Consider the following 20,782-nt stretch of genomic DNA (forward strand, 5'->3'; position numbering starts at 1 on the left):
ATTTATCTTATTTAATCCATTTATCCTGCCTTTTAATTTTATCTTCTAACTCTTCTAAAGTTGGTGCTAATAACTCATATACTAAATATTTTATATCTAACGATTCAATCAATTCATTTACTCTCTCATGCTCAAAAGGATCGTGATAGTCTATCTTACTAATATGATTGTAAATATTTTTAAATAATTCTTTAAATTCGTACTTACTTTTGATTTTCTTTTGACTTTCAATAAATTTTTTCACATAATCCCCTGACAAGGAGTAATTAAGATGTATTCCTTTTATATACTTCTTCATCTCATACAACTCATCTATAGTCTCAATAATGTATTCTACAGCTTCATCTTTATCCTTAATATCGATATTTGTATTTATCATATGCCCTGTATCCAACATAAATCCAACTTTATCATAGTTTATTTTTTCTATAATACTTCGCATATTCTCTTTATTCTTTAACTTTAGTCCTGGCCACCATAAGTTTTCTAACAATAAACTGAATTTGTATTCTTCTTCCCCATTAAAAATTTCATTAATCAAATTAGCAGCTTCATCAATTATCTCTTCATCACTATATGAAAACTCATATGTTAGTGCTTCATGCAAATCTACATGACAAACATGAAATACCACATATTCAACACCCATTTCTTTAGCTGTTCTAAGTTCACTTTTGTAGTAATCAATCATTACGTTCTTATGGTTTCCTCCATACAGCATACTTATATTTTCTTGCGATTCTGTTTTTGAAAGAAGCTTATCCATATCTCCTCTATAAAAATCAATCCAAGTTGGATAAAACCTTAAATGTAATCCCTTAAGAATGTCTTTTGGTATTTGTTCTTCTTTCCATTGATTAAATTGTATTATCTCAAATCCATCTAAATTATAGTTTTCTAGAAACTTTGTCATATTACTATGATTGTATTCAAATTTTTTAAGATCCCCATCATAGTTTGATATATTTAAAATCTTGTACATTTAATCCCCTCTTTTCCCTCCGAATTTAACAATTATACTATTATTGTACTCATACACCTTATGCATAATTTTTCTACTCTGAGGGGGACAGTTCTCAATATTCAAACTCTAAATAGCCTTAAATATTGAGAACTGTCCCCCCCAAACTAACGAACAAAAAAATCTAGCGAATTGGAAACTGTATTAAAATATACTTGAGAATTTATTCCATAAGCAGTTTTGAGATTTTCCTCTGTTATAACCTCTTCTGCTGTTCCTTCTTTAACTATTCCACCTTTATCAAGAAGTACTAACTTGCTGCAATACTTGATTGCTATTCTTAAATCATGAACTGCAGCTATTACAGTTTTTCCTTTATCACTTAATTCTTTTGAATATTTAAATATTTGCTCTTCATGAGTGATATCTAAACTAGCAGTTGGTTCATCCAGGAGTATTACATCAGTTTCTTGAGCTAATACCTTTGCAAAAAGTACCCTTTGTCTTTCCCCTCCCGATAACTGCGTAATTAATCTATCTTTGAAATTAATAGTATCTGTAAAATTCATATATTTATTAACAATTTCACTATCTTCCTTAGTGAAACCTCCAAATGTTCTGCTATAAGGATATCTTCCCATCATCACTATCTCCCCACATGGAAAAGCAAAGGAAATACTTGTATTTTGATTCATTAAGGCAACCTCTTTAGCCAATTCCTTATCTTTCATTTTTCTTATATCTTTACCTGCAATTTTTATATCTCCTGCATCTAGTTCATTTATTCCGTTAATACTCTTTAATAAGGTAGTTTTCCCTGCTCCATTAGGACCAATTAATCCAATAAACTCTCCTTTTCCAAATGAGATATTAATATCATCAAGTATCTTTTTATTATTAATCGAATAGTGTAAACTTGATATTTCAATAATTTTATTCATATAGATATTCCCTCCTTACGTGCCTTCATAAGAAGATAAATAAAGTATGGGGCTCCTACAAGTGATGTAACAATACCCACTCCAATCTCTGCTGGCATTATTATGGTTCTAGCTATAAAATCACATACTATGAGAAAGATTGCACCTCCCAGTGCACTTAAAGGTAGAAGTATTCTGTTATCAGGTCCAACAATCAATCTAAGAATATGAGGAACAACTAATCCTACAAACCCTATGTTTCCACTTACACATACTGCTATTGCTGTTGTTATTGATGTTAGAAATAATATTTTCCTTCTAGCCTTAGTTGGATTCACCCCAACAGAATGAGCTTCTTCTTCCCCTAATAATAGAATATTTAATTCCTTTGAAAAGAATAAAAGGATTATGGTAAGTATCATTATTGGAATAAATGCCAATCTTACATGTTCCCATCTTCTTCCTGATAAACTTCCTATAGACCAAAACAAATACTCTCTTACTTTATATTCAGCTATCTTTGATAATATTAAAGAATTAATAGCACCTAGAAATGTACTAACAGCTATCCCTGATAAAATCAGTGTTAATACAGGTATCTTCCCCTTATATGATGATAGCTTATATATAGTAAATGCTGCTCCTAATGCCCCTATTATTGCAAGTAATGGCATGTAATATAAAGATAATGACGTTAAATTTAATGCAACTGCAATTACTGCACCCAAACTAGCTCCACTAGATATACCTATTATTCCTGGATCTGCCATAGGGTTTCTGAACATACTCTGCATAACCGCTCCACATAATGCTAAAGCTCCTCCAACAATCGCGGATACAATAACCCTTGGTAATCTAACATAGAATATTATTGATTCGAAGCTTTTTTCCTTTATCTCAAAATTAGTTGAGAATATTTTATTTATTATTATCTTGAAGGTATCTCCATATGGTACCTTAACAGCCCCTATTGCAGCGCTCATAATTATTGCTAAAAACAATATAACTACAAATATAGGAATAAGATACCTCTTATCTTTTTTATTTTTTATTTTTAAATCATTACTGATTAGCTTTTTCATTTTTCTTCTCCCTCAAGTATATTCAATTTTAGGCTGTGTGCGAGTTGGGAATCTCGCATCACAGCCTAGTATAAAAATTAGAAAATGGGAAAACAATTTTAATTTCTATTGCTTCAATATTATTCAGAATAAACAATCATATTATAAATCTTAATGAAAGTTATCTTTAGATTGTTTATGTAATTGTTATCTTACTTAAATAAATCTGGGTATGCAGCTTTAGCTAAATCTTCTACTCCAAATACAATATATTGTGAAACAGCACTCATATGCTTGTCAGGTAATAAATATACTCTACCTTCTTTAACTGCTTTAACATCCTTAAAACTTTCATCTTCCATAATTGATTTCTTAAAATCTTCTGGAGTCTTATCATCATAAGATACAGATGGTAATGTAATAATATCTGGATTTAATTCTATGATTTTTTCTTTAGATATTTGAGGCCATCCCTCAAGATCTGCTTCTGATGCTACGTTAATGCATCCAGCTTTTTTTGCTACATCATCAAATGTTGTTCCTTTTGCATTTGTTGATCCATATGAAGTATAAGAAAGCACTCTTAACTTATCTTCTTCTTTTAATCCTGCTAATTTTTCTTTTATGAAATTTAACTTATCATCCATCTCTTTAACTAATTTTTCACCATTTTCTTTTTCACCAACAATGTTAGCAACCTCTAATATAATCTCTTTTTGTTGTTCTATATTGTTAGCTGTACCATAACAATATACTATTATTCCAGCCTCTCTCATCTGATCAATCTTTTCTTTTTTTATCCAACTTGATGCAAATACTAATTCTGGTTGTAAAGATATAACTTTTTCAATATTGCTTTCAGCTTTATCAAAATTAACAGCTATATCAGATACATTTGATGCTCCTTTATTCTCTGCAATTTTTCCTGATAATGCGAGAATCTTTTCATGATCAACAAGGCTTAATAACATTTCGTCTGTTCCTAATGTTAATGAGATTATTTTTTCTGGCTTACTCTCAATAGTCATCTCTGTTCCTAAACTATCTTTCACAGTTAAAGGATATATTGATTCTTCTTTTTCAACTTCTTTATTTTCTTCTTTTTTATTATTCTTTGAATTATCTTTGCTAGTTATGTTCTTATTATTTTCTTTGCCCTGGTTATTACCATTATTTTCAGCTACTTGTCCGCAACCAACCATTAAGAACATACCTATGATTAGTGGTAACAATAATTTTTTTAATCCTTTCATATGAAAATCCTCCTAAATTTTAGTGAACTTGAAAGATTATAGTGTGAGCTTAATAATCATACTTTTAAGGTTTAATCCTATAAAAAACCTCTTAATCTAAAAGATTAAGAGGTTAATAGTCATATTTAAACTTATAAATAATAATAATTAAGTTTACTATTACTATACCCTCCATCGTTCGTAGAGTTTTGTATAGATCATATAGGCAGATACCTGACTCAAGCTTCAACATACTCATTTCCTATTTTAATATACTTGGATATAATGAGTACTCGCTCTTACAGTGGCGTGACCGTGTAGGATTTTCACCTACTTCCCTTTTAATTATTGTAGTTATATTATTATCTACAATAAACCCGATAATTCAATATTTAATTTTTCTTATTATATCTAATCACATTATACATTATTGATATCTAATGTCAATAAAAATTTATTTTTCTGAATCTTCTTTAGACTTTTTGTTTGAATTTTCAACAATGTCCTTGCTGTTTTTCTTTGTTAGTCTCCTATATGTGAAATATACAATTATCGCAAGAGGTATTATTATAATCAAATATGGGATGAATGCTACAACAAATAATATCAACCATTTAAAGAATTCTCCAACTCCATCTACCGATTTATTGAATGCTTTAACTATTTTTTCACCTAACTTCTGTGGATTATCAACTATATCTGTAATCTCAAAAACTTCTTCCAGTTCTATGGTTATAGTTGTATAATCAACAAGATTACTCAATCTCCTTAAATTAGTAGTGTTTCTTTCAATTTCATATCTAACCTGCTGTAATTCTTTCTCAATTATAATTATATCTTTTAAATCTCCAGATTTTTTTAATATATCTAATAATCTCTCTTCTTGTATTTTTAATGTCTTTACTCTAGCTTCAGTATCATAGAAGTCAACTGTAACATCTTCACTAGTTGCATTCTGATTTATAATATGCGCAAACTGTTCAACTTCATTTTTAAATAACTCATAATTCTTTCTAGGTATTCTAAATACATAACGAGCATTTCTCCTAGAATATTTATCTCTTACTCCTCTTCCACTTACCTGTGATTCCTCAATATATCCTCCATATTTATTTGCTCTACTGAGAATTGCATCTTTGTCCTCATCAAAATTAAGTGTTTCTATAGTAATGTATTCCCTTAATATTATTTTTCTATCATTCCAAGTTTGCTCTTGATCGCCAGTCTTTTTACTATTCTCCATACTCTTAGATTCAGTTTTATCCCCTTTGTCTGATTCCATATTTGCTGAATCATATTTTGTGCTATCATCTCTTATTGAGTTTGAGTTTAATTTTGATTCATTTGACTTTGATCCACAAGCAACTATCCCCACACTGCTTATAGCTATAACTAAAAATATAATTAAATACTTACCCCACTTTTTCATATTTTTCCCCTTTCATAAATGAATTGATCTATAAAGATTCTAAGTTAAAACTAAATTTATACATACTCAAAACTCATAGAAACACTGCGATTTTGAGCATGTATAAATAAAGTTTAACTATGGATTCTCTATATATAAATTATATACGTAAAGATATTCAAAAAAGTTAAGAAAAGGTTAAATCATACATCTTTTATTCTTTAGTAAATTGATAAACTTATTTAAAGGTTTGTCCTATGCACCTCTGCTTATTTAAAGATTTGCATGTTTGTGAAAAAGTATACCCGTTCAATTTCTAAAGAATAAAAAATGCCGGGGTTGTAGGGGAAATATTCCCCTGCCGGTTTAAGGAGGGTGCTCAGCAACATCAGTTGCGTCGAAGGGAACCATAGGGTTCCCTAGCGAAGCGAGTGAAACGAGCCCTTTATATATATAGGGGATGTAATAATCCACCCATTATTCTTGCATTTTATATGAACAAACAGATAGTTTAATTCCTCCATATTGATATTCTCATCAATAAATATGGAGTATTCTTCATTATAAGTTCGTTCTAATACGGTGAGTTGATTACCTCCAATTATTTTTATTGTTTCTATTCCGTATTTTCTATCCATAATATTGATAGAAAGACACAGTATATTTTTAAACTTTGGAATGACAAATTCTCCTATAGTCCTTCCATTAATAAATACTTCAAGGGAATACTTTTCAATATTGCTTACAATGGTTCTTTTATTCCGAAACCCCTCATAAAAAGTATTACTAGTATTCTTACCTATAAGAGTTGTTTTCCTTATCTCCTCAGAACTGAATTCAATTCCCCATACCCCGATCTTACTCCCCTCATCTAAGCCATTTCTATATTCTTCAATAAATTTATGTATCCCTTCTCTTGTATTTATTACAATATATCCGGAATAACTTTTGTTTTTTCTTAAATATTTACCTAGGTATTTGATTTTATTTATATTAAGTATTGGTATATTAAATTCATTCTCATCATTAAATTTATAGTCCTCGATATACTTGTTTGCTACCCTTAAGTTATACATAGTATATTTCCTATGCGCCTCTTTTACATATCCAAATATATATCCATTAACGCTATGTACATTTTTTCTTCCTTCCCACTTTATCCTTAGATATTCCAGTGTTGATAATTCTCTACATCTGAATCCTTTTTCTCCTATAACAGTTGTTTTATATAGTTGTTCAACAGAATATATCTTTATACCTGTACTATTAATCAATTCATTTCTATACCCTACTTCAATCTTTTTATCACTTATATCAGTACATCTTATGGCTACTGATTTTAAACTTAGTTCATTTCTTAATAAAATAAATCTCCATTTTATTTCAAATTTCTTTCCTCGCTTACTTATTCCTTCTACCTTTATCAAGTTCAAACCATATATTCTTCCTGCTTCATTATCAAAATATATTCCTTCTTTACTAAGTAATGCATTAATATGTTTGTTATTTATACTCATACACAAAGATGGTATGTTTATATCCTCAAATTTCTTGAAGTCCACCCCTATTTTAATTTTATCTTCATGCAATATTGATCCATTTTCAGGATATATACTATAATCTATCTTCATAATTTAACCTCTTTTAAACTTGTATACTATATATATATTAGGCATATTCAAATAAATACCTAGTCAGTATGCTAGTCTATTTTGTGGTCTGATTCATCCTTGGAACTTACTGATAGCGTAACTATCAGCCAACTCGACCCATGACGCAAAATATCCGTCGCATCTTTGATTTGTTATTTATTTTCATATACCTTAGTAACTTTTCCTTACGTTTCGCATAAAATATTTATTGAAACACAATTTTCAAAGTAAATTCCGTAAGGTAGTGATTTTTTTGTGTGAAAAATATTTAAAAGAGAAAAAAGGAACAATTAGTATTCTACCCTTTATTCCTTATTATCTTAAAGTTGGGGAAGATTTCGTAATTGAGTTAAAAGAAAACCACTTTTCAAGTTTTCGATGGCATTTGAGTAATTATGATAGGGATCTTATAAGTTTGATTTCAAAAAAAAGCTTTGATCTTGCTCCTATCCATATATTGGGAAGGAAACACATTGTTATTTGGAAATTTAGAAGTTTTTATTATGGGAAGATTACTCTGCAATTTAATCTGTATCGTTCTTGGGAAGGTATAAATTCATCTGTTGAAAAATTAATATACTATATAACAATAATTTAAGGACAGCTCTCAGTTTAAAAAATATTGAGAACTGTCCCTTATTACATGGATCGTTTAATAATAACTTCCACTAAAGTTATTTCAAAAAGTGAAGAAACCATTCACATTTTTGAAACACAAGTATCAGTAATTTTTAAGCCGACCATTATGTTAATATTTCATATCCATCCTCAGTAACAACAATAGTATGCTCCCACTGTGCAGATAATTTTCCATCTCTAGTTACAGCAGTCCAATCATCTTTCAATATTCTTGTTTCTGGTCTACCTTGGTTCAACATAGGTTCGATAGTGAAAACCATTCCTGGTAATAGAATCATTCCCTCACCCTTTTTACCTACATGAGCTATATACGGATCTTCATGGAATTTAACTCCTATCCCATGCCCTCCATATTCATAAACAACTGAATATCCTTTCGACTCTGCATATGTCTGTATAGCCTCACCAATATCACCAACGAATGCATATGGTTTAACAACATCCATTCCTACTTGAAGTGCTTCTTTAGCCGCTTCAACCAACTCAACTGCCTCTTTTTTAGCTTCGCCAATTATATACATTCTACTTGAATCTGAGAAATATCCACCTAATATTGATGTTACATCAACATTTATTATATCTCCCTCTTCCAGTTTTCTATCACTAGGAATTCCATGACATACTACGTCATTTATAGATGTACATACACTCTTTGGAAATCCACCATAATTAAGTGGAGCAGGTATCGCATCGTGATTAATTGTATACTCATGTACAAGTGTGTTTATCTCGTCAGTTGTCATTCCAACCTTTATATTCGCCTCAACTAAGTCAAAGATTCCTCTTGTTATTTCACCACTTTTTCTTATTCCCTCTATTTGTTCAGGAGTTTTAATAATATCTCTTGGTATCTTCATACCTAATTCATTTCCTAATTTTCTTAAGGTTTCATCCTGTTCCATGTGGCATTTCTTATATTTTTTTCCACTTCCACACCAACAATCATCATTTCTGTTTATTCTTCTCATATCTCTCTAGCCATGATTGACTAGATTCACCTCCAATAGCTTTTAATGTTTCTATACCTATTATAACGTATTGTATTAGTATTATCACTAATGAAAAAAAAATGGACCTTTCGGTCCAATGAGTTGAGTTTTGTTTAGTGTTATCTTTTATAAAATACTTATATATGTATTTATATGTATTTATTAAATATTTATAACTAATATTTATAACTAAAATTTATTTCTTTTATATTTATATGAAATAAATTTCAATATCATTGTAATTAAGCATTTATTAATCTGCTAGGTATTGTAACTATATCTCGTTTAACTTCTCTATATTTTCTATACTCATGATTTGTCATCATGTTATTGCGAGCAATCTCTTTAGCTTCTTCTTTACTTCTAGCATTATATATTATTGTTCCGCCTCTTTTATTTATTATTCCACCACATAACATATATTTCTTATTCTCTTCTGTTTTTCCATTTCGTACTACATGAGCTTTATATGAATTATCTCTTATGTCTAATCCTACTGAGTCTTCTGAAATATAATTAATTCTAACTAATAAGGCATTACTATCCATATGTGGCAACTCCTTCGTTTTGGTATATTTATATATTACCGAACACATGTTCAAATGTCAATAGATTTTAATAAATTTTGCGAACAAATTTTCTATTTATGTTTTTTTATAGTTTTTTTTTATAAAAAGGAGGATTTTTTACCATATAGTAGAATATATATAATTGTGGATAATTTGTGGATAATTTGTTAATGACATGTAAGCATCGTTCAATCCCTCTCTTGCTAACATGTCTACTTTTTTACCACTTTGAGGCATATTTATGCCCTTTTTTTTATACACTTATACGTAACTATTTTAGGTGTTGATATTGTGGATAACTTTTCTAATATATTACTTTCATTGAATCCTTTAAGAAATAATTACTATGATAGGGATAAGGTTAAAATTTTTGCTGAAAAATACGCATTATCTAAAAACCCGAATTTTCCTTATTTCAAAGAAAATGATTGTACAAATTTTATATCTCAAGCAATATACGCTGGTGGTCTTTCTCAGAAATATGGTTTATGGTCTGCTGCTACTTCTTGGTTTTGTAATTCTACTAATCCCAGCAATCTAACTAAAATATCTCTAAGTTGGCGTGCTGCACGTTATTTCAGAATGCATTGGGCAAACCCATATACTAAAAAATACAGAGCTGCTTATTATGAAGAGATTCCAATTGAAGAAGCCATAGTTGACTTCACCAAGAGAATTTACGATAAATTATCAATTGGAGATGTGATTCAGTATATCAACTTAAAAAAAGACCCTCATCCATATCACACTCAGGTAATACATAACAAAGCTGTTACCGATGAGTTTCCTTATACTAATCTGTTTGTTGCTCAGCATTCAGCTGATAGATTTAATGTTTCTCTTCATAAGTATTTAAGAAATATTCAGGATAGAAAATCTACTGTTGTTTGTATTTATAAAATTTCTAAATAAAAGCCATGGTTTTTACCACAACATTTTAAGCCGTAGCTCCCCAAAAGAACTACGGCTTAAAATGTTGTGGTAAAAATTATACTTCTAAATAAATCTAACACTTATTGTTCCAAAAATCTGAGCTATTCCATGAATTCGCCCATCTGTCTAAACTTACTATATCTTTTAGTAAGTAGGCTCTCAGTAGTTTCCATCTGTAATCTTGTTACTGTCTCAACAAGATTTTCTTTCATCTTCTCACATACTGCTGCTTTATCTTTATGTGCACCACCTAATGGCTCTTTAATAATTCTATCTATAATTCCGAAATTTAATAATTCCTCAGATGTAATTTTCATAGTTTCTGCAGCTTCTGATGCTCTTGATGCATCTTTGAATAATATAGTTGCGAATCCTTCTGGTGAAAGAATTGAATAGATTGAATGCTCAAGCATCCATACTTCATCTGCAACAGCTAATGCCAATGCACCACCACTTCCACCTTCTCCTATTATGATTGAAACTATAGGAGTTTTAAGGTTAGCCATTTCCATTAGATTTCTAGCTATAGCTTCCCCTTGTCCTCTCTCTTCAGCACCTATTCCGCAATATGCTCCTGGAGTATCAACAAGACATATAATAGGTCTATTAAACTTCTCAGCCTGTTTCATAAGTCTTAAAGCTTTTCTATATCCTTCTGGATGCGGCATACCAAAGTTTCTATAAATATTCTCTTTAGTATCTCTTCCTTTTTGTATTCCAATTACAGTAACATTAATTCCATTTAAAGTAGCTAATCCACCTACAATTGCATGGTCATCAGCATATCCTCTATCTCCATGAAGTTCTATAAAATCATCGAAAACCGCTTCTATATATTCCATAGCTGTTGGTCTCTCATTCAATCGAGCAATTTTTACCTTCTGCCAAGCAGATAGTTTCGTATAGACATCTTCCTTCATAGAATCAAGTCTCTTTTCCATAAGTCCTATCTCTGCACTCAGATCAAGCCCTTGTTCTTCAGAAACCTTCTTTAACTCTTCTATTTTATCTCTAAGATCATATAATTTCTTTTCAAAATCAAGTACCATACTATCACCTACCTCTAGCTATAGATATCATATCGCGAACTTTGAATTATGCATGTTCCAAAATCTCAACGTATTAATGAGTTATGGACTTGCATAATTCAATTAGTGAGCTGAGATATCTACATGCATTCTAAGAATCTTTCCTAAAGTTGCTTTCAGCTTTCTTCTATCTATAATCTTGTCTATGAAACCTTTTTCTAATAAGAATTCAGCACTCTGGAATCCATCAGGAAGTTCCTGCTTTATAGTCTGCTGAATAACTCTCTTACCTGCAAATCCTATAAGAGCCTTTGGTTCACTTAAGATTATATCTCCCTGCATTGCAAAACTTGCTGTAACCCCTCCAGTTGTTGGATCAGTTAAAACAGTTATATACAATTGTTTTGCCTCACTGTGTTTACTTACAGCTGCACTTGTTTTTGCCATCTGCATAAGAGAGAACATTCCCTCTTGCATTCTAGCTCCACCTGATGCTGTGAACATAATCACTGGAAGTTTATTCTCTGTTGCATATTCTATAGCTCTTGTAACTTTCTCTCCTACAACGCTGCCCATACTTCCCATCATAAATCCTGAATTCATAACTCCTATTACTGTTTTAACACCATTTATAAACCCTACACCTGTTATTACAGCTTCGTTATCACCAGTTTTCTCACTATATGCTGCTACCTTATCTTCATACCCAGAATATGAAAGAGGATTCTTGCTTATCATATCTTTATCTAATTCAACAAATGTTCCCTTATCAGTTACCATTTCAATTCTTTTTCTACTATCAACTCTCATATGATGGTCACACTCTTTACACACCATAAAATTCTTATCTAGATCCTTGTTATAAAGAATATTTCCACACTTTTTACATTTCTGCCACATACCCTCTGGTATTGATGGAGCATTTTCATCACTAGTCACTTCTTCACTAATACCACGATGATCCTCGTTAAGCAAAATCTTCTCTGATACTGCTTCAACAGTTGTAAGCTCAATATATTTACTTTTCTTCTTAAACAACTTCTTAATTCCCATATAATCACCAACCTTTTATTGTTGCACTATCGGTTACTGTTCCATAAATCTAGCTATATACCCTGTATCTAGATTGTTCTCAGTATAGTTCTTGTCGTTTAAAATCTTTAAGTGGAAATCAATGTTAGTCTTGACTCCTTTAAGAACAAACTCTTCAAGAGCTCTTTTCATACGGTTGATAGCTTCATTTCTATCTTCACCATGTACAATTAGTTTACCTACCATAGAATCATATGTAGGTGGTATAGTATATCCATTATACATAGCACTATCTAATCTTACCCCATATCCACCAGGATAATTCAAGATTTCTACTGTTCCTGGTGAAGGCATGAAGTTTCTCTCTGGATCTTCTGCATTTATTCTACATTCAATCGCATGACCCTTTATTTTCACATCTTCCTGTGTTATCTTAAGTTCTTCACCATAAGCTACCTTTAATTGTTCTTTAACTATATCAACACCAGTAATCATCTCAGTAATTGGATGTTCCACCTGTATTCTTGTGTTCATTTCCATAAAATAGAAATCACCATGTATATCTAATAGGAATTCTATAGTTCCTGCATTTTCATACTCAACAGCTTTAGCAGCCTTTACAGCTACAACTCCCATTTGTTTTCTTAATTCTTCACTTACTACTCCACAAGGCGCTTCTTCAATAATTTTCTGATTTCTTCTTTGAATAGAACAATCTCTCTCTCCAAGATGAATAACATTTCCATGCTTATCACCAAGAAGTTGAATCTCAACATGTCTTGGATTCTCTATAAATTTCTCCATATACATTGTTCCATCACCAAAAGCTATTTCAGCTTCTCTCTTAGCAGTATTAAATGCATTTGCTAGCTCTTCTTCACATCTAACAATTCTTATTCCTCTACCACCACCACCAGCTGATGCTTTTACCATTACTGGATATCCTATTTTCTTAGCTGTTTCCTTAGCTACCACTTCATTTTCAATAACTCCATCACTTCCTGGTATTACAGGTACACCCGCCGCTATCATTATATCTCTAGCGTTAGCCTTATCTCCCATTCTTGTAATAGTTTCTGGAGTAGGTCCTATGAAATTTATATTACAATTTCTGCATATCTCTGCAAAATTAGCATTTTCGGATAAGAATCCAAACCCTGGATGAATAGCTTCTGCGCCAGTTAAAACTGCAGCACTTATTATATTCTTTACATTTAGATAACTATCTGCTGGTTTCGGCCCACCTACACACACTGCCTCATCAGCTAATTGTGTATGTAGAGCCTCTTCATCAGCAGTTGAGTATATTGCAACTGATTTTATACCAAGTTCTCTACATGCTCTTATAACTCTAACTGCAATTTCTCCTCTATTTGCTATTAAAACTTTTTTAAACATACCTTACACCCCTACTGCGAAAATAAGTTCAGCCTCAACTGCAGTCTCTCCATTAACACTAGCAATAGCCTTTCCAATTCCAGCTGGCCCTTTTCTATTGATAATCTCAACCTGAAGCTTAAGTGTATCTCCAGGAGTAACTTTTCTTCTAAATTTAGCTTTTCTTATTCCACCGAAGTAAGCAATCTTACCTTTAAATTCATCTAAACTCAATAATGCTACTGCTCCAACCTGAGCTAAAGCTTCTATCATTATAACCCCTGGCATAACAGGTTCTCCTGGAAAATGCCCTTGGAAAAAGTACTCGTTCATAGTTACATTCTTGTATCCTACTGCACTTTTACCTTCTTCTAATTCCTCTATATAATCTACAAATAGAAATGGATATCTATGTGGTATGATTTCCATAATCTCTTTTACATCTAATCTCTTATTACACATTGATTACTTCCTCCTGATTTTAATGATAGGCTGATCATACTGAACCATATCTTCATTCTTAACAAGAATTTCTACGATTTCCCCACTGACTTCAGCTGTTATCTCATTCATAAGTTTCATTGCTTCTATAATACATAGTGGCTGTCCCTTAGATACCATATCCCCTACCTTAACAAAAGCAGGATCATCTGGACTTGGTGACGCATAATATGTTCCCACTATTGGAGAATTAATATATTCAAAATTACTATCGTCTTCTATATTTTTATCATCTACTATTTCTTCTGTAACTTGCACATTTGAAGTTACTGCTTCCACAGCTACCTCTTTTTCTTCTTTTGGTAATTCATTTATTCTTTCGTTACTTATGATTCTTACTTCTCCACTTGCGCCTTTGGACATCTTTATTTTTAAGCTATCCTTCTCAAGTTCAAATTCATTTAAATTTGAATTACTGATTAAAGTAATAAGTTCCTTTATATTATTAAAGTCCATCCTTACTCACTCCATTTCTTCAATAATAATGATGCGTTATGTCCACCAAATCCTAGTGAATTAGAAAGAGTATAGTTAACTGTATGCTCTCTTCCATTTCCTTTTACATAATCAAGATCTAATTCTTCATCATCAACCTGTAATCCAACAGTTTCATGTACAAAATTTTCTTGAATAGATTTTACACATGCAATTGCTTCTACAGCTCCACTAGCACCTAAAAGGTGACCTATCATTGATTTTGTGGAACTAACTGGTATTTTATAAGCAACTTCTCCAAATACACTCTTTATTGCAGCTGTTTCAAACTTATCGTTATATGGTGTACTTGTTCCATGTGCATTTATATAAGAAACTTCTTCTTTAGTTATTCCAGCTTCTTCAATAGCCATAATCATAGATCTTGCTGCACCCTCTCCTCCTGGAGCTGGAGATGTTATATGGTAAGCATCACATGTTGCTCCATATCCCACAACCTCAGCATATATCTTTGCTCCTCTAGCTAATGCATGATCAAGAGATTCAATTATTAGTATTCCTGCTCCCTCTCCCATAACAAATCCTGCACGCTCTTTATCAAAAGGTATTGAAGCTCTCTTTGGATCATTGTTTGCATTCAATGCAGTTAAGGATGTAAATCCAGCTATTGCAAGAGGTGTTATTCCTGCCTCTGATCCTCCAGTAATTGAAATATCTGAATATCCATATTTTATATGTCTAAATGCTTCTCCTATTGCATTTGTTCCTGAAGCACATGCTGTAACAACAGTATTACATATTCCTTTTGCTCCGTACTTTATTGCAACATTTCCTGCTGCAAGATTGCTTATCATCATTGGTATCATAAAGGGAGATACTCTAGTTGTATCTTTTGAAACCATCTTTGAATGCTCTTTTTCTAATGTTGATAATCCACCTATTCCAGAACCGATTATAACACTGAATTTTTCCTTATTTACCTTTTCTAAATCTATATTTGAATCCTGGATTGCTTCCTTTGATGCCGCTAGCGCAAACTGTGAAAATCTATCTAGCTTTCTGATTTCTCTTTTATCGATATAATCTTCTGGTTTAAAATCTTTAGCTTCTGCAGCTATTTTAACTTTAAATTTCTCAGTATCAAAACTCTCAATAAAATCTATTGCACATTTACCCTCTTTTACATTATTCCAAAACTTATCTACACCTGTACCTAATGGTGTAACTGCACCAATTCCTGTAATTACTACTCTATTCATTAGAATACTCCTCCTCTACATTGCCATTCCGCCGTCAACATTGACGATTTGTCCTGTAACATACGCCGCCTCATCACTTGATAAGAATGCTACTAAATTAGCCACATCCTCTGGTTTACCCATCTTTTTTAGTGGCACTGATTTAAGAATTGCGTCTTTAACTCTATCACTTAATTCTTCTGTCATATCTGTTTCAATAAACCCAGGTGCAATAGCATTAACTGTTATTCCTCTTGATGCTAATTCTCTAGCAGCTGATTTAGTTGCCCCTATAACTCCTGCTTTAGATGCTGAGTAGTTTAACTGACCTGCATTTCCTGTGATACCAACTACAGAAGTCATATTTATTATTCTTCCGCTTCTCTGCTTCATCATTATTGGAGTTATATGCTTTATGAAATTAAATACTCCTTTAAGATTTACATCAATTACTCTATCAAAATCCTCTTCTTTCATTCTCATAAGTAAAGTATCTTTTGTAATACCCGCATTATTAACCAATATATCTAATGAACCCATTTCTTTATGAGCCTCATCTATCATTTCCTTTACTCTATTAAAATCACTAACATCACCTTGTATCAATAATGCTTTTACCCCTTTACTCTCTATCTCTTTCTTTAACTCTTCTAATTCAGGGTTTTCTCTTCTATAATTTATAACAATATTAGCACCCTTCTCAGCTAATTTTAGAGCAATAGCTTTTCCTATTCCTCTAGATCCACCAGTAACAAAAGCTACTTTCCCATTTAACATAGCTATTCTCCTCTCAATTTGCTTAATGTATTCTCTAATGTTTTTAAGTCTTCTATATTCATACAGTTTAATTTTCTATCTACTTTCTTAACGAAACCACTTAAAACTCTTCCTGGTCCAATTTCAATAAATGTATCTATTCCATCATTAATCATATTTCTGATTGATTTTTCCCAATATACACTACTCATTACTTGTAGCTTCATTATTTCTTTAATACCATCACTGCTATTCAGTTTTTCACCATTCACATTCATATATATAGGTAATGAATTCTCTTTGAACTCAATATTATTCATTTCATTGTAAAGATTCTCTGCAGCCTCTTTAAGTAATTTTGTATGGAAAGGACCACTTACATTTAACTTTAAAGCTCTCTTTGCTCCCATTTCCTTAGCAATTTCAACAGCTCTATCAATAGCAGCCGTTTCTCCACCAATAACAATTTGTTTTGGACAATTTAAATTAGATATCTGTAATACATCCTCTTCTTTTGCCTTATTAACTAATTCTTCAACCTGATCTACATCAAGTCCAATGATTGCTGCTAATGTACCATCTACATCTTTAACAGCCTCTTCCATGAAAAGCCCTCTTTTTCTAACAAGCTTTACACATTCTTCAAATGATATCATTCCACAACTTACAAGTGCTGAATATTCTCCTAAACTTAACCCTGCTACTGCATGATATTCTATTCCTTCTTTTTCAAAAGCCCTAAGAGCAGCTATACTAGTTGTTAGAATCGCTGGTTGCGTATATTCTGTTTTATCTATTTTTCCATCTCCACCATCAAAACAAATATCCTTTATTGATAAACCTAATTCTCTGTCTGCAATATCAAATACTTCTCTACATTCATCTATACTTTCATAAAGTTCTTTTCCCATTCCAGCATATTGAGCTCCCTGCCCTGAAAATATAAGTGCAATTTTACTCATTATCTTACGCCCTCCAAAACCTTATTAGCTTCATCAAATATCTCTTCTATTATTTCTTTACAACTTTGAGTCTTTTTAATCAATCCAGCAATCTGTCCTGCCATTACAGAACCATTGGCTATATCTCCTTCAACAACCGCTTTTCTCAATGCGCCTCTTCCTGCTTCCTCAAACTCTTCAATGCTTATCCCTTGTTTTTCAAGCATTACCATTTTTCTTGATAATTTATTCTTCAATACCCTTACAGGATGACCTGTAAATCTTCCTGTAGCAACAGTATCTATATCTTTAGCATTTATAACTTTCTCTTTGTATGCATCACAAACTGAACATTCATCTGCAACAAGGAACCTAGTTCCAACTTGAATTCCTTCAGCACCTAGAATCATAGCTGCTGCTAATCCTCTACCATCACCAATTCCTCCAGCAGCAATAACAGGAATACTCACTGCATCAACAACTTGTGGAATTAATGTCATAGTAGTTAATTCTCCAATATGACCACCAGCCTCGCAACCTTCAGCTACTACTGCATCCGCTCCTGCTCTCTCCATTCTTTTAGCTAAAGCAACTGATGCAACTACTGGAACAACCTTGATTCCAGATTCCTTCCACATCTCCATGTATTTTCCTGGATTCCCTGCACCTGTTGTTACTACTTTAACTCCTAACTCACAAACTAAGTGAGCAATTTCATCAGCAAATGGACTTAATAGCATTATATTAACCCCAAAAGGTTTATTAGTCTTATCTTTAGTTTTTAAAATTTGCTCTCTTACCCATTCAGTGGGAGCATTTCCTGCTGCAATTATTCCTAAACCTCCAGCTTCAGATACAGCTGATGCCAGATTATGGTCTGCAATCCATGCCATACCTCCTTGGAAAATAGGGTATTCAATATTGAATATTTCACAGATTTTAGTATCAAACATAATGTTTCCTCCTTGACTTAGGCATATTCAAACTTGTTATTTATTCTCATATACCTTATCTATACATAAAGATAGTGCACTTATTATCTTAATATTTGTAATCTCACTTTTTAGGCATATCTAAAAATATAAGTCTACTATATTAAGATAACCAGACGAAAAGGAACACGGGCTTCATGTTTAATAACAACCCTCTTCGTCTGATTTTCATCAATATTTTATATGATTTTACTAGTTTTTCTTACTTTCAATGTACTTAACCATTTCATTTACAGATTTCATTCCTTCAACATCTTCGTTAGGAATCTCAATCTCAAACTCTTCTTCTAAAGACATTACAACTTCAAATATCTCTAATGAATCTACACCTAAGTCATCAATTAACTTAGTTTCCATTTTAATTTCCTCTGTATCAATACCTAATTGATCTGCAATAATTTCTTTAATTTTTTCAAATATCATTTTGCTTCCTCCTTAAAATTAACATCTTGTTTTATTTTGTTTTATTATTTTATAATATATTCAAATTACTTTTTTATAGTATATTCAAATTATTTGATTATCAAACCTTTTAATATTCTACTAGAGCGTAACCCCAACTTAATCCTCCTCCAAAACCAACCATAATGAACTTATCGCCTCTTTGGATTAAATTTTTCTCCATCATCTCATTTAAAGCAATACCAATACTTGCAGCTGATGTATTACCATATTCTGAAAGATTAGTGTAGAACTTATCGCTACTTACTTTAAGTTTTCTAGCTGCTGTCTCTATAATTCTTGTGTTTGCTTGATGTGGAACGATGTATTTTATATCATTTATAGTTAGATTGTTTCTCTCTAACACATCTTTAACATTCTTAGCAATAACTTTAACTCCAAATCTAAATATGTCACTTCCACTCATTTGTATATGATCTAACTCTTCATCGCTTTCAACACAAAGGTTTCTCAGTGGTCTAGTTTTACATGTCAATGCCATACCTGCAGCCCCATCACTATATATATCAATATCCTTGATACCAATGTTTTCATCTGTTTGTTCAAGAACTACTGCTGAAGCCCCATCTCCGAAAAGAACACATGTATTTCTGTCTTTCCAGTCTATTATCCTAGATAATACTTCACTTCCAATTACCAAAGCCTTTTTGTATCGCTCTTCCATCATGAATTGCTTAGCGATTTTCATTCCATAGATTAATCCTGAACAAGCAGCTGTAATATCAAATGCTACAGCATTGTGAGCTCCTAATAATCCTTGAACTACACATGCAGTGCTTGGAACATGATAATCAGGTGAACATGTTGCTACAATTATCAAATCAATATCTTCTGGTAATATACTGTTCTTATCAAGAGCATTTTTTCCTGCTTTAAATGCTAATTGTGAAGTATCCTCACCATCCGATATTCTTCTTTTTGATATCCCGGTTCTACTTTCAATCCATTCGTCACTAGTCTCAACAATCTTTTCTAAATCGAAATTAGTAACTATGTTATCCGGAGTATATTGTCCTGTAGCAATGATTTTTACATTCTTCATACCTACTCCTTCTTTCCTGTTCTTTTTATATTATAATTACTTTTAAAGAACTTATTTAATTTTTCTAAAGCTGAGTTTAAAACAACGCCTTCTTCTTCTGTTAGTCCATCTATAGTATTCTTTATCATGTCTGTATGAAATTTTTCATGTACTCTAAAAGCTAATTTACCTTTTCTAGTTAATGATATTTCAACAACTCGTCTATCTCTATCACTTCTTTGTCTATTAACATATCCTTTTTTAACAAGATTATTCATAGCTATTGTTAATGTCCCTACTGTAATTCCTAAATCCATAGCAATTTCGGACATAGTTCTACTTCCATACATTCCAATTTCCTCAATTGTATGGATTTCTGTTATTGATAAATCATTAAACTTACCCTCCGCAAGAGCATTCTGTTCAATTATCAATATATCGTTAAAAAGATCAACTAATAATTCATTTAATACTGCAAAAGATCTGTTCACATTTATCACCTTATCTAAAATAATTTTTATTACTTTGATAATCAAAGTATATCATAAAACAAGCTTTTGTCAACACTAAAAAATGTAATTTCAGAAAATTTTAAAATAATATCTATGATTATTATTTTTTTGAATTTAAGCTAT

The 20,782-nt window shown here is 31.7% G+C and carries 22 protein-coding genes and 1 riboswitch; of the genes, 2 read left to right on the forward strand and 20 right to left on the reverse strand.

Annotated elements, in window-relative coordinates:
- Nucleotides 1–7: 7 nt before the first annotated feature.
- The 6 genes from KDK92_RS21400 to KDK92_RS21425 form a co-directional block, all read right to left on the reverse strand.
- On the reverse strand, nt 8–982 hold the full coding sequence (locus tag KDK92_RS21400) for a TIM barrel protein (protein ID WP_250861449.1): 975 nt from the start codon (nt 980–982) through the stop codon (nt 8–10).
- Nucleotides 983–1,128: 146 nt separating this feature from the next.
- Nucleotides 1,129–1,902 (reverse strand): ABC transporter ATP-binding protein, encoded by a 774-nt coding sequence (locus tag KDK92_RS21405; RefSeq protein ID WP_250861450.1) that lies wholly within the window; start codon nt 1,900–1,902, stop codon nt 1,129–1,131.
- Complete coding sequence (locus KDK92_RS21410; protein WP_250861451.1) at nt 1,899–2,963, reverse strand: FecCD family ABC transporter permease; 1,065 nt, start codon at nt 2,961–2,963, stop codon at nt 1,899–1,901. The genes KDK92_RS21405 and KDK92_RS21410 overlap by 4 nt, the downstream gene beginning before the upstream one ends.
- Before the next feature lie 191 nt (nt 2,964–3,154).
- Complete coding sequence (locus tag KDK92_RS21415; protein ID WP_250861452.1) at nt 3,155–4,195, reverse strand: ABC transporter substrate-binding protein; 1,041 nt, start codon at nt 4,193–4,195, stop codon at nt 3,155–3,157.
- A 187-nt stretch (nt 4,196–4,382) separates the two neighbouring features.
- Nucleotides 4,383–4,570: riboswitch (cobalamin riboswitch) on the reverse strand.
- Nucleotides 4,571–4,628: 58 nt separating this feature from the next.
- A complete protein-coding gene (locus tag KDK92_RS21420; protein ID WP_250861453.1) occupies nt 4,629–5,603 on the reverse strand; it encodes a DUF4349 domain-containing protein in 975 nt (324 codons plus the stop codon).
- Between the two features lie 398 nt (nt 5,604–6,001).
- A complete protein-coding gene (locus KDK92_RS21425) occupies nt 6,002–7,213 on the reverse strand; it encodes a hypothetical protein (RefSeq protein ID WP_250861454.1) in 1,212 nt (403 codons plus the stop codon).
- A gap of 265 nt (nt 7,214–7,478) precedes the next feature.
- Here KDK92_RS21425 and KDK92_RS24940 point away from each other — a divergent pair, with 265 nt between their 5' ends.
- The gene (locus KDK92_RS24940; RefSeq protein WP_420852352.1) at nt 7,479–7,832 is read left to right on the forward strand and encodes a protease inhibitor I42 family protein; all 354 of its coding nucleotides are present in this window, start codon (nt 7,479–7,481) and stop codon (nt 7,830–7,832) included.
- Between the two features lie 145 nt (nt 7,833–7,977).
- On the opposite strand, the gene KDK92_RS21430 is transcribed toward KDK92_RS24940, so the two are convergent.
- A complete protein-coding gene (locus tag KDK92_RS21430) occupies nt 7,978–8,841 on the reverse strand; it encodes a methionyl aminopeptidase (RefSeq protein ID WP_250861455.1) in 864 nt (287 codons plus the stop codon).
- Nucleotides 8,842–9,104: 263 nt separating this feature from the next.
- Nucleotides 9,105–9,410 carry a YciI family protein gene (locus KDK92_RS21435; RefSeq protein ID WP_250861456.1) on the reverse strand — a complete coding sequence of 102 codons (306 nt, stop codon included), beginning with the start codon at nt 9,408–9,410 and terminating at the stop codon, nt 9,105–9,107.
- Between the two features lie 312 nt (nt 9,411–9,722).
- Here KDK92_RS21435 and KDK92_RS21440 point away from each other — a divergent pair, with 312 nt between their 5' ends.
- Nucleotides 9,723–10,343, forward strand: a complete 621-nt coding sequence (locus KDK92_RS21440; RefSeq protein ID WP_250861457.1) for an amidase domain-containing protein — start codon at nt 9,723–9,725, stop codon at nt 10,341–10,343.
- 122 nt (nt 10,344–10,465) lie between these two features.
- On the opposite strand, the gene KDK92_RS21445 is transcribed toward KDK92_RS21440, so the two are convergent.
- The 12 genes from KDK92_RS21445 to KDK92_RS21500 form a co-directional block, all read right to left on the reverse strand.
- Nucleotides 10,466–11,413 carry an acetyl-CoA carboxylase carboxyltransferase subunit alpha gene (locus tag KDK92_RS21445; protein WP_250861458.1) on the reverse strand — a complete coding sequence of 316 codons (948 nt, stop codon included), beginning with the start codon at nt 11,411–11,413 and terminating at the stop codon, nt 10,466–10,468.
- Nucleotides 11,414–11,515: 102 nt separating this feature from the next.
- Nucleotides 11,516–12,445 (reverse strand): acetyl-CoA carboxylase, carboxyltransferase subunit beta, encoded by a 930-nt coding sequence (gene accD, locus KDK92_RS21450; RefSeq protein WP_250861459.1) that lies wholly within the window; start codon nt 12,443–12,445, stop codon nt 11,516–11,518.
- A 33-nt stretch (nt 12,446–12,478) separates the two neighbouring features.
- Nucleotides 12,479–13,822, reverse strand: a complete 1,344-nt coding sequence (locus tag KDK92_RS21455; RefSeq protein WP_250861460.1) for an acetyl-CoA carboxylase biotin carboxylase subunit — start codon at nt 13,820–13,822, stop codon at nt 12,479–12,481.
- Nucleotides 13,823–13,825: 3 nt separating this feature from the next.
- Nucleotides 13,826–14,263 (reverse strand): 3-hydroxyacyl-ACP dehydratase FabZ, encoded by a 438-nt coding sequence (fabZ, locus tag KDK92_RS21460; RefSeq protein ID WP_250861461.1) that lies wholly within the window; start codon nt 14,261–14,263, stop codon nt 13,826–13,828.
- A gap of 3 nt (nt 14,264–14,266) precedes the next feature.
- A complete protein-coding gene (accB, locus tag KDK92_RS21465) occupies nt 14,267–14,758 on the reverse strand; it encodes an acetyl-CoA carboxylase biotin carboxyl carrier protein (protein ID WP_250861462.1) in 492 nt (163 codons plus the stop codon).
- Between the two features lie 2 nt (nt 14,759–14,760).
- Complete coding sequence (gene fabF, locus KDK92_RS21470) at nt 14,761–15,996, reverse strand: beta-ketoacyl-ACP synthase II (protein WP_250861463.1); 1,236 nt, start codon at nt 15,994–15,996, stop codon at nt 14,761–14,763.
- A gap of 15 nt (nt 15,997–16,011) precedes the next feature.
- The gene (fabG, locus tag KDK92_RS21475; RefSeq protein ID WP_250861464.1) at nt 16,012–16,752 is read right to left on the reverse strand and encodes a 3-oxoacyl-[acyl-carrier-protein] reductase; all 741 of its coding nucleotides are present in this window, start codon (nt 16,750–16,752) and stop codon (nt 16,012–16,014) included.
- Between the two features lie 2 nt (nt 16,753–16,754).
- Nucleotides 16,755–17,693 carry an ACP S-malonyltransferase gene (gene fabD / locus KDK92_RS21480; RefSeq protein WP_250861465.1) on the reverse strand — a complete coding sequence of 313 codons (939 nt, stop codon included), beginning with the start codon at nt 17,691–17,693 and terminating at the stop codon, nt 16,755–16,757.
- A complete protein-coding gene (fabK, locus tag KDK92_RS21485; protein WP_250861466.1) occupies nt 17,693–18,625 on the reverse strand; it encodes an enoyl-[acyl-carrier-protein] reductase FabK in 933 nt (310 codons plus the stop codon). Before fabK ends, fabD begins: the two co-directional genes overlap by 1 nt.
- Nucleotides 18,626–18,856: 231 nt before the next feature.
- On the reverse strand, nt 18,857–19,087 hold the full coding sequence (acpP, locus tag KDK92_RS21490) for an acyl carrier protein (protein ID WP_250861467.1): 231 nt from the start codon (nt 19,085–19,087) through the stop codon (nt 18,857–18,859).
- A gap of 109 nt (nt 19,088–19,196) precedes the next feature.
- Nucleotides 19,197–20,168: a beta-ketoacyl-ACP synthase III gene (locus tag KDK92_RS21495; RefSeq protein ID WP_250861468.1), complete on the reverse strand. Its 972-nt coding sequence runs from the start codon at nt 20,166–20,168 to the stop codon at nt 19,197–19,199.
- A 2-nt stretch (nt 20,169–20,170) separates the two neighbouring features.
- Nucleotides 20,171–20,638: a MarR family winged helix-turn-helix transcriptional regulator gene (locus tag KDK92_RS21500; RefSeq protein WP_250861469.1), complete on the reverse strand. Its 468-nt coding sequence runs from the start codon at nt 20,636–20,638 to the stop codon at nt 20,171–20,173.
- Nucleotides 20,639–20,782 lie beyond the last annotated feature (144 nt).

It is taken from the genome of Oceanirhabdus seepicola, from assembly GCF_023684385.1.
Classification (GTDB): Bacteria; Bacillota; Clostridia; order Clostridiales; family Clostridiaceae; genus Oceanirhabdus; species Oceanirhabdus seepicola.

Excerpts from the sequence above, each read along its gene's own strand:
- KDK92_RS21400 (WP_250861449.1), bottom strand. The coding sequence starts at position 982 with ATGTACAAGATTTTAAATATATCAAACTATGATGGGGATCTTAAAAAA.
- KDK92_RS21405 (WP_250861450.1), bottom strand. The coding sequence starts at position 1,902 with ATGAATAAAATTATTGAAATATCAAGTTTACACTATTCGATTAATAAT.
- KDK92_RS21410 (WP_250861451.1), bottom strand. The coding sequence starts at position 2,963 with ATGAAAAAGCTAATCAGTAATGATTTAAAAATAAAAAATAAAAAAGAT.
- KDK92_RS21415 (WP_250861452.1), bottom strand. The coding sequence starts at position 4,195 with ATGAAAGGATTAAAAAAATTATTGTTACCACTAATCATAGGTATGTTC.
- KDK92_RS21420 (WP_250861453.1), bottom strand. The coding sequence starts at position 5,603 with ATGAAAAAGTGGGGTAAGTATTTAATTATATTTTTAGTTATAGCTATA.
- KDK92_RS21425 (WP_250861454.1), bottom strand. The coding sequence starts at position 7,213 with ATGAAGATAGATTATAGTATATATCCTGAAAATGGATCAATATTGCAT.
- KDK92_RS21430 (WP_250861455.1), bottom strand. The coding sequence starts at position 8,841 with ATGAGAAGAATAAACAGAAATGATGATTGTTGGTGTGGAAGTGGAAAA.
- KDK92_RS21435 (WP_250861456.1), bottom strand. The coding sequence starts at position 9,410 with ATGGATAGTAATGCCTTATTAGTTAGAATTAATTATATTTCAGAAGAC.
- KDK92_RS21445 (WP_250861458.1), bottom strand. The coding sequence starts at position 11,413 with ATGGTACTTGATTTTGAAAAGAAATTATATGATCTTAGAGATAAAATA.
- accD (WP_250861459.1), bottom strand. The coding sequence starts at position 12,445 with ATGGGAATTAAGAAGTTGTTTAAGAAGAAAAGTAAATATATTGAGCTT.
- KDK92_RS21455 (WP_250861460.1), bottom strand. The coding sequence starts at position 13,822 with ATGTTTAAAAAAGTTTTAATAGCAAATAGAGGAGAAATTGCAGTTAGA.
- fabZ (WP_250861461.1), bottom strand. The coding sequence starts at position 14,263 with ATGTGTAATAAGAGATTAGATGTAAAAGAGATTATGGAAATCATACCA.
- accB (WP_250861462.1), bottom strand. The coding sequence starts at position 14,758 with ATGGACTTTAATAATATAAAGGAACTTATTACTTTAATCAGTAATTCA.
- fabF (WP_250861463.1), bottom strand. The coding sequence starts at position 15,996 with ATGAATAGAGTAGTAATTACAGGAATTGGTGCAGTTACACCATTAGGT.
- fabG (WP_250861464.1), bottom strand. The coding sequence starts at position 16,752 with ATGTTAAATGGGAAAGTAGCTTTTGTTACTGGTGGATCTAGAGGAATA.
- fabD (WP_250861465.1), bottom strand. The coding sequence starts at position 17,693 with ATGAGTAAAATTGCACTTATATTTTCAGGGCAGGGAGCTCAATATGCT.
- fabK (WP_250861466.1), bottom strand. The coding sequence starts at position 18,625 with ATGTTTGATACTAAAATCTGTGAAATATTCAATATTGAATACCCTATT.
- acpP (WP_250861467.1), bottom strand. The coding sequence starts at position 19,087 with ATGATATTTGAAAAAATTAAAGAAATTATTGCAGATCAATTAGGTATT.
- KDK92_RS21495 (WP_250861468.1), bottom strand. The coding sequence starts at position 20,168 with ATGAAGAATGTAAAAATCATTGCTACAGGACAATATACTCCGGATAAC.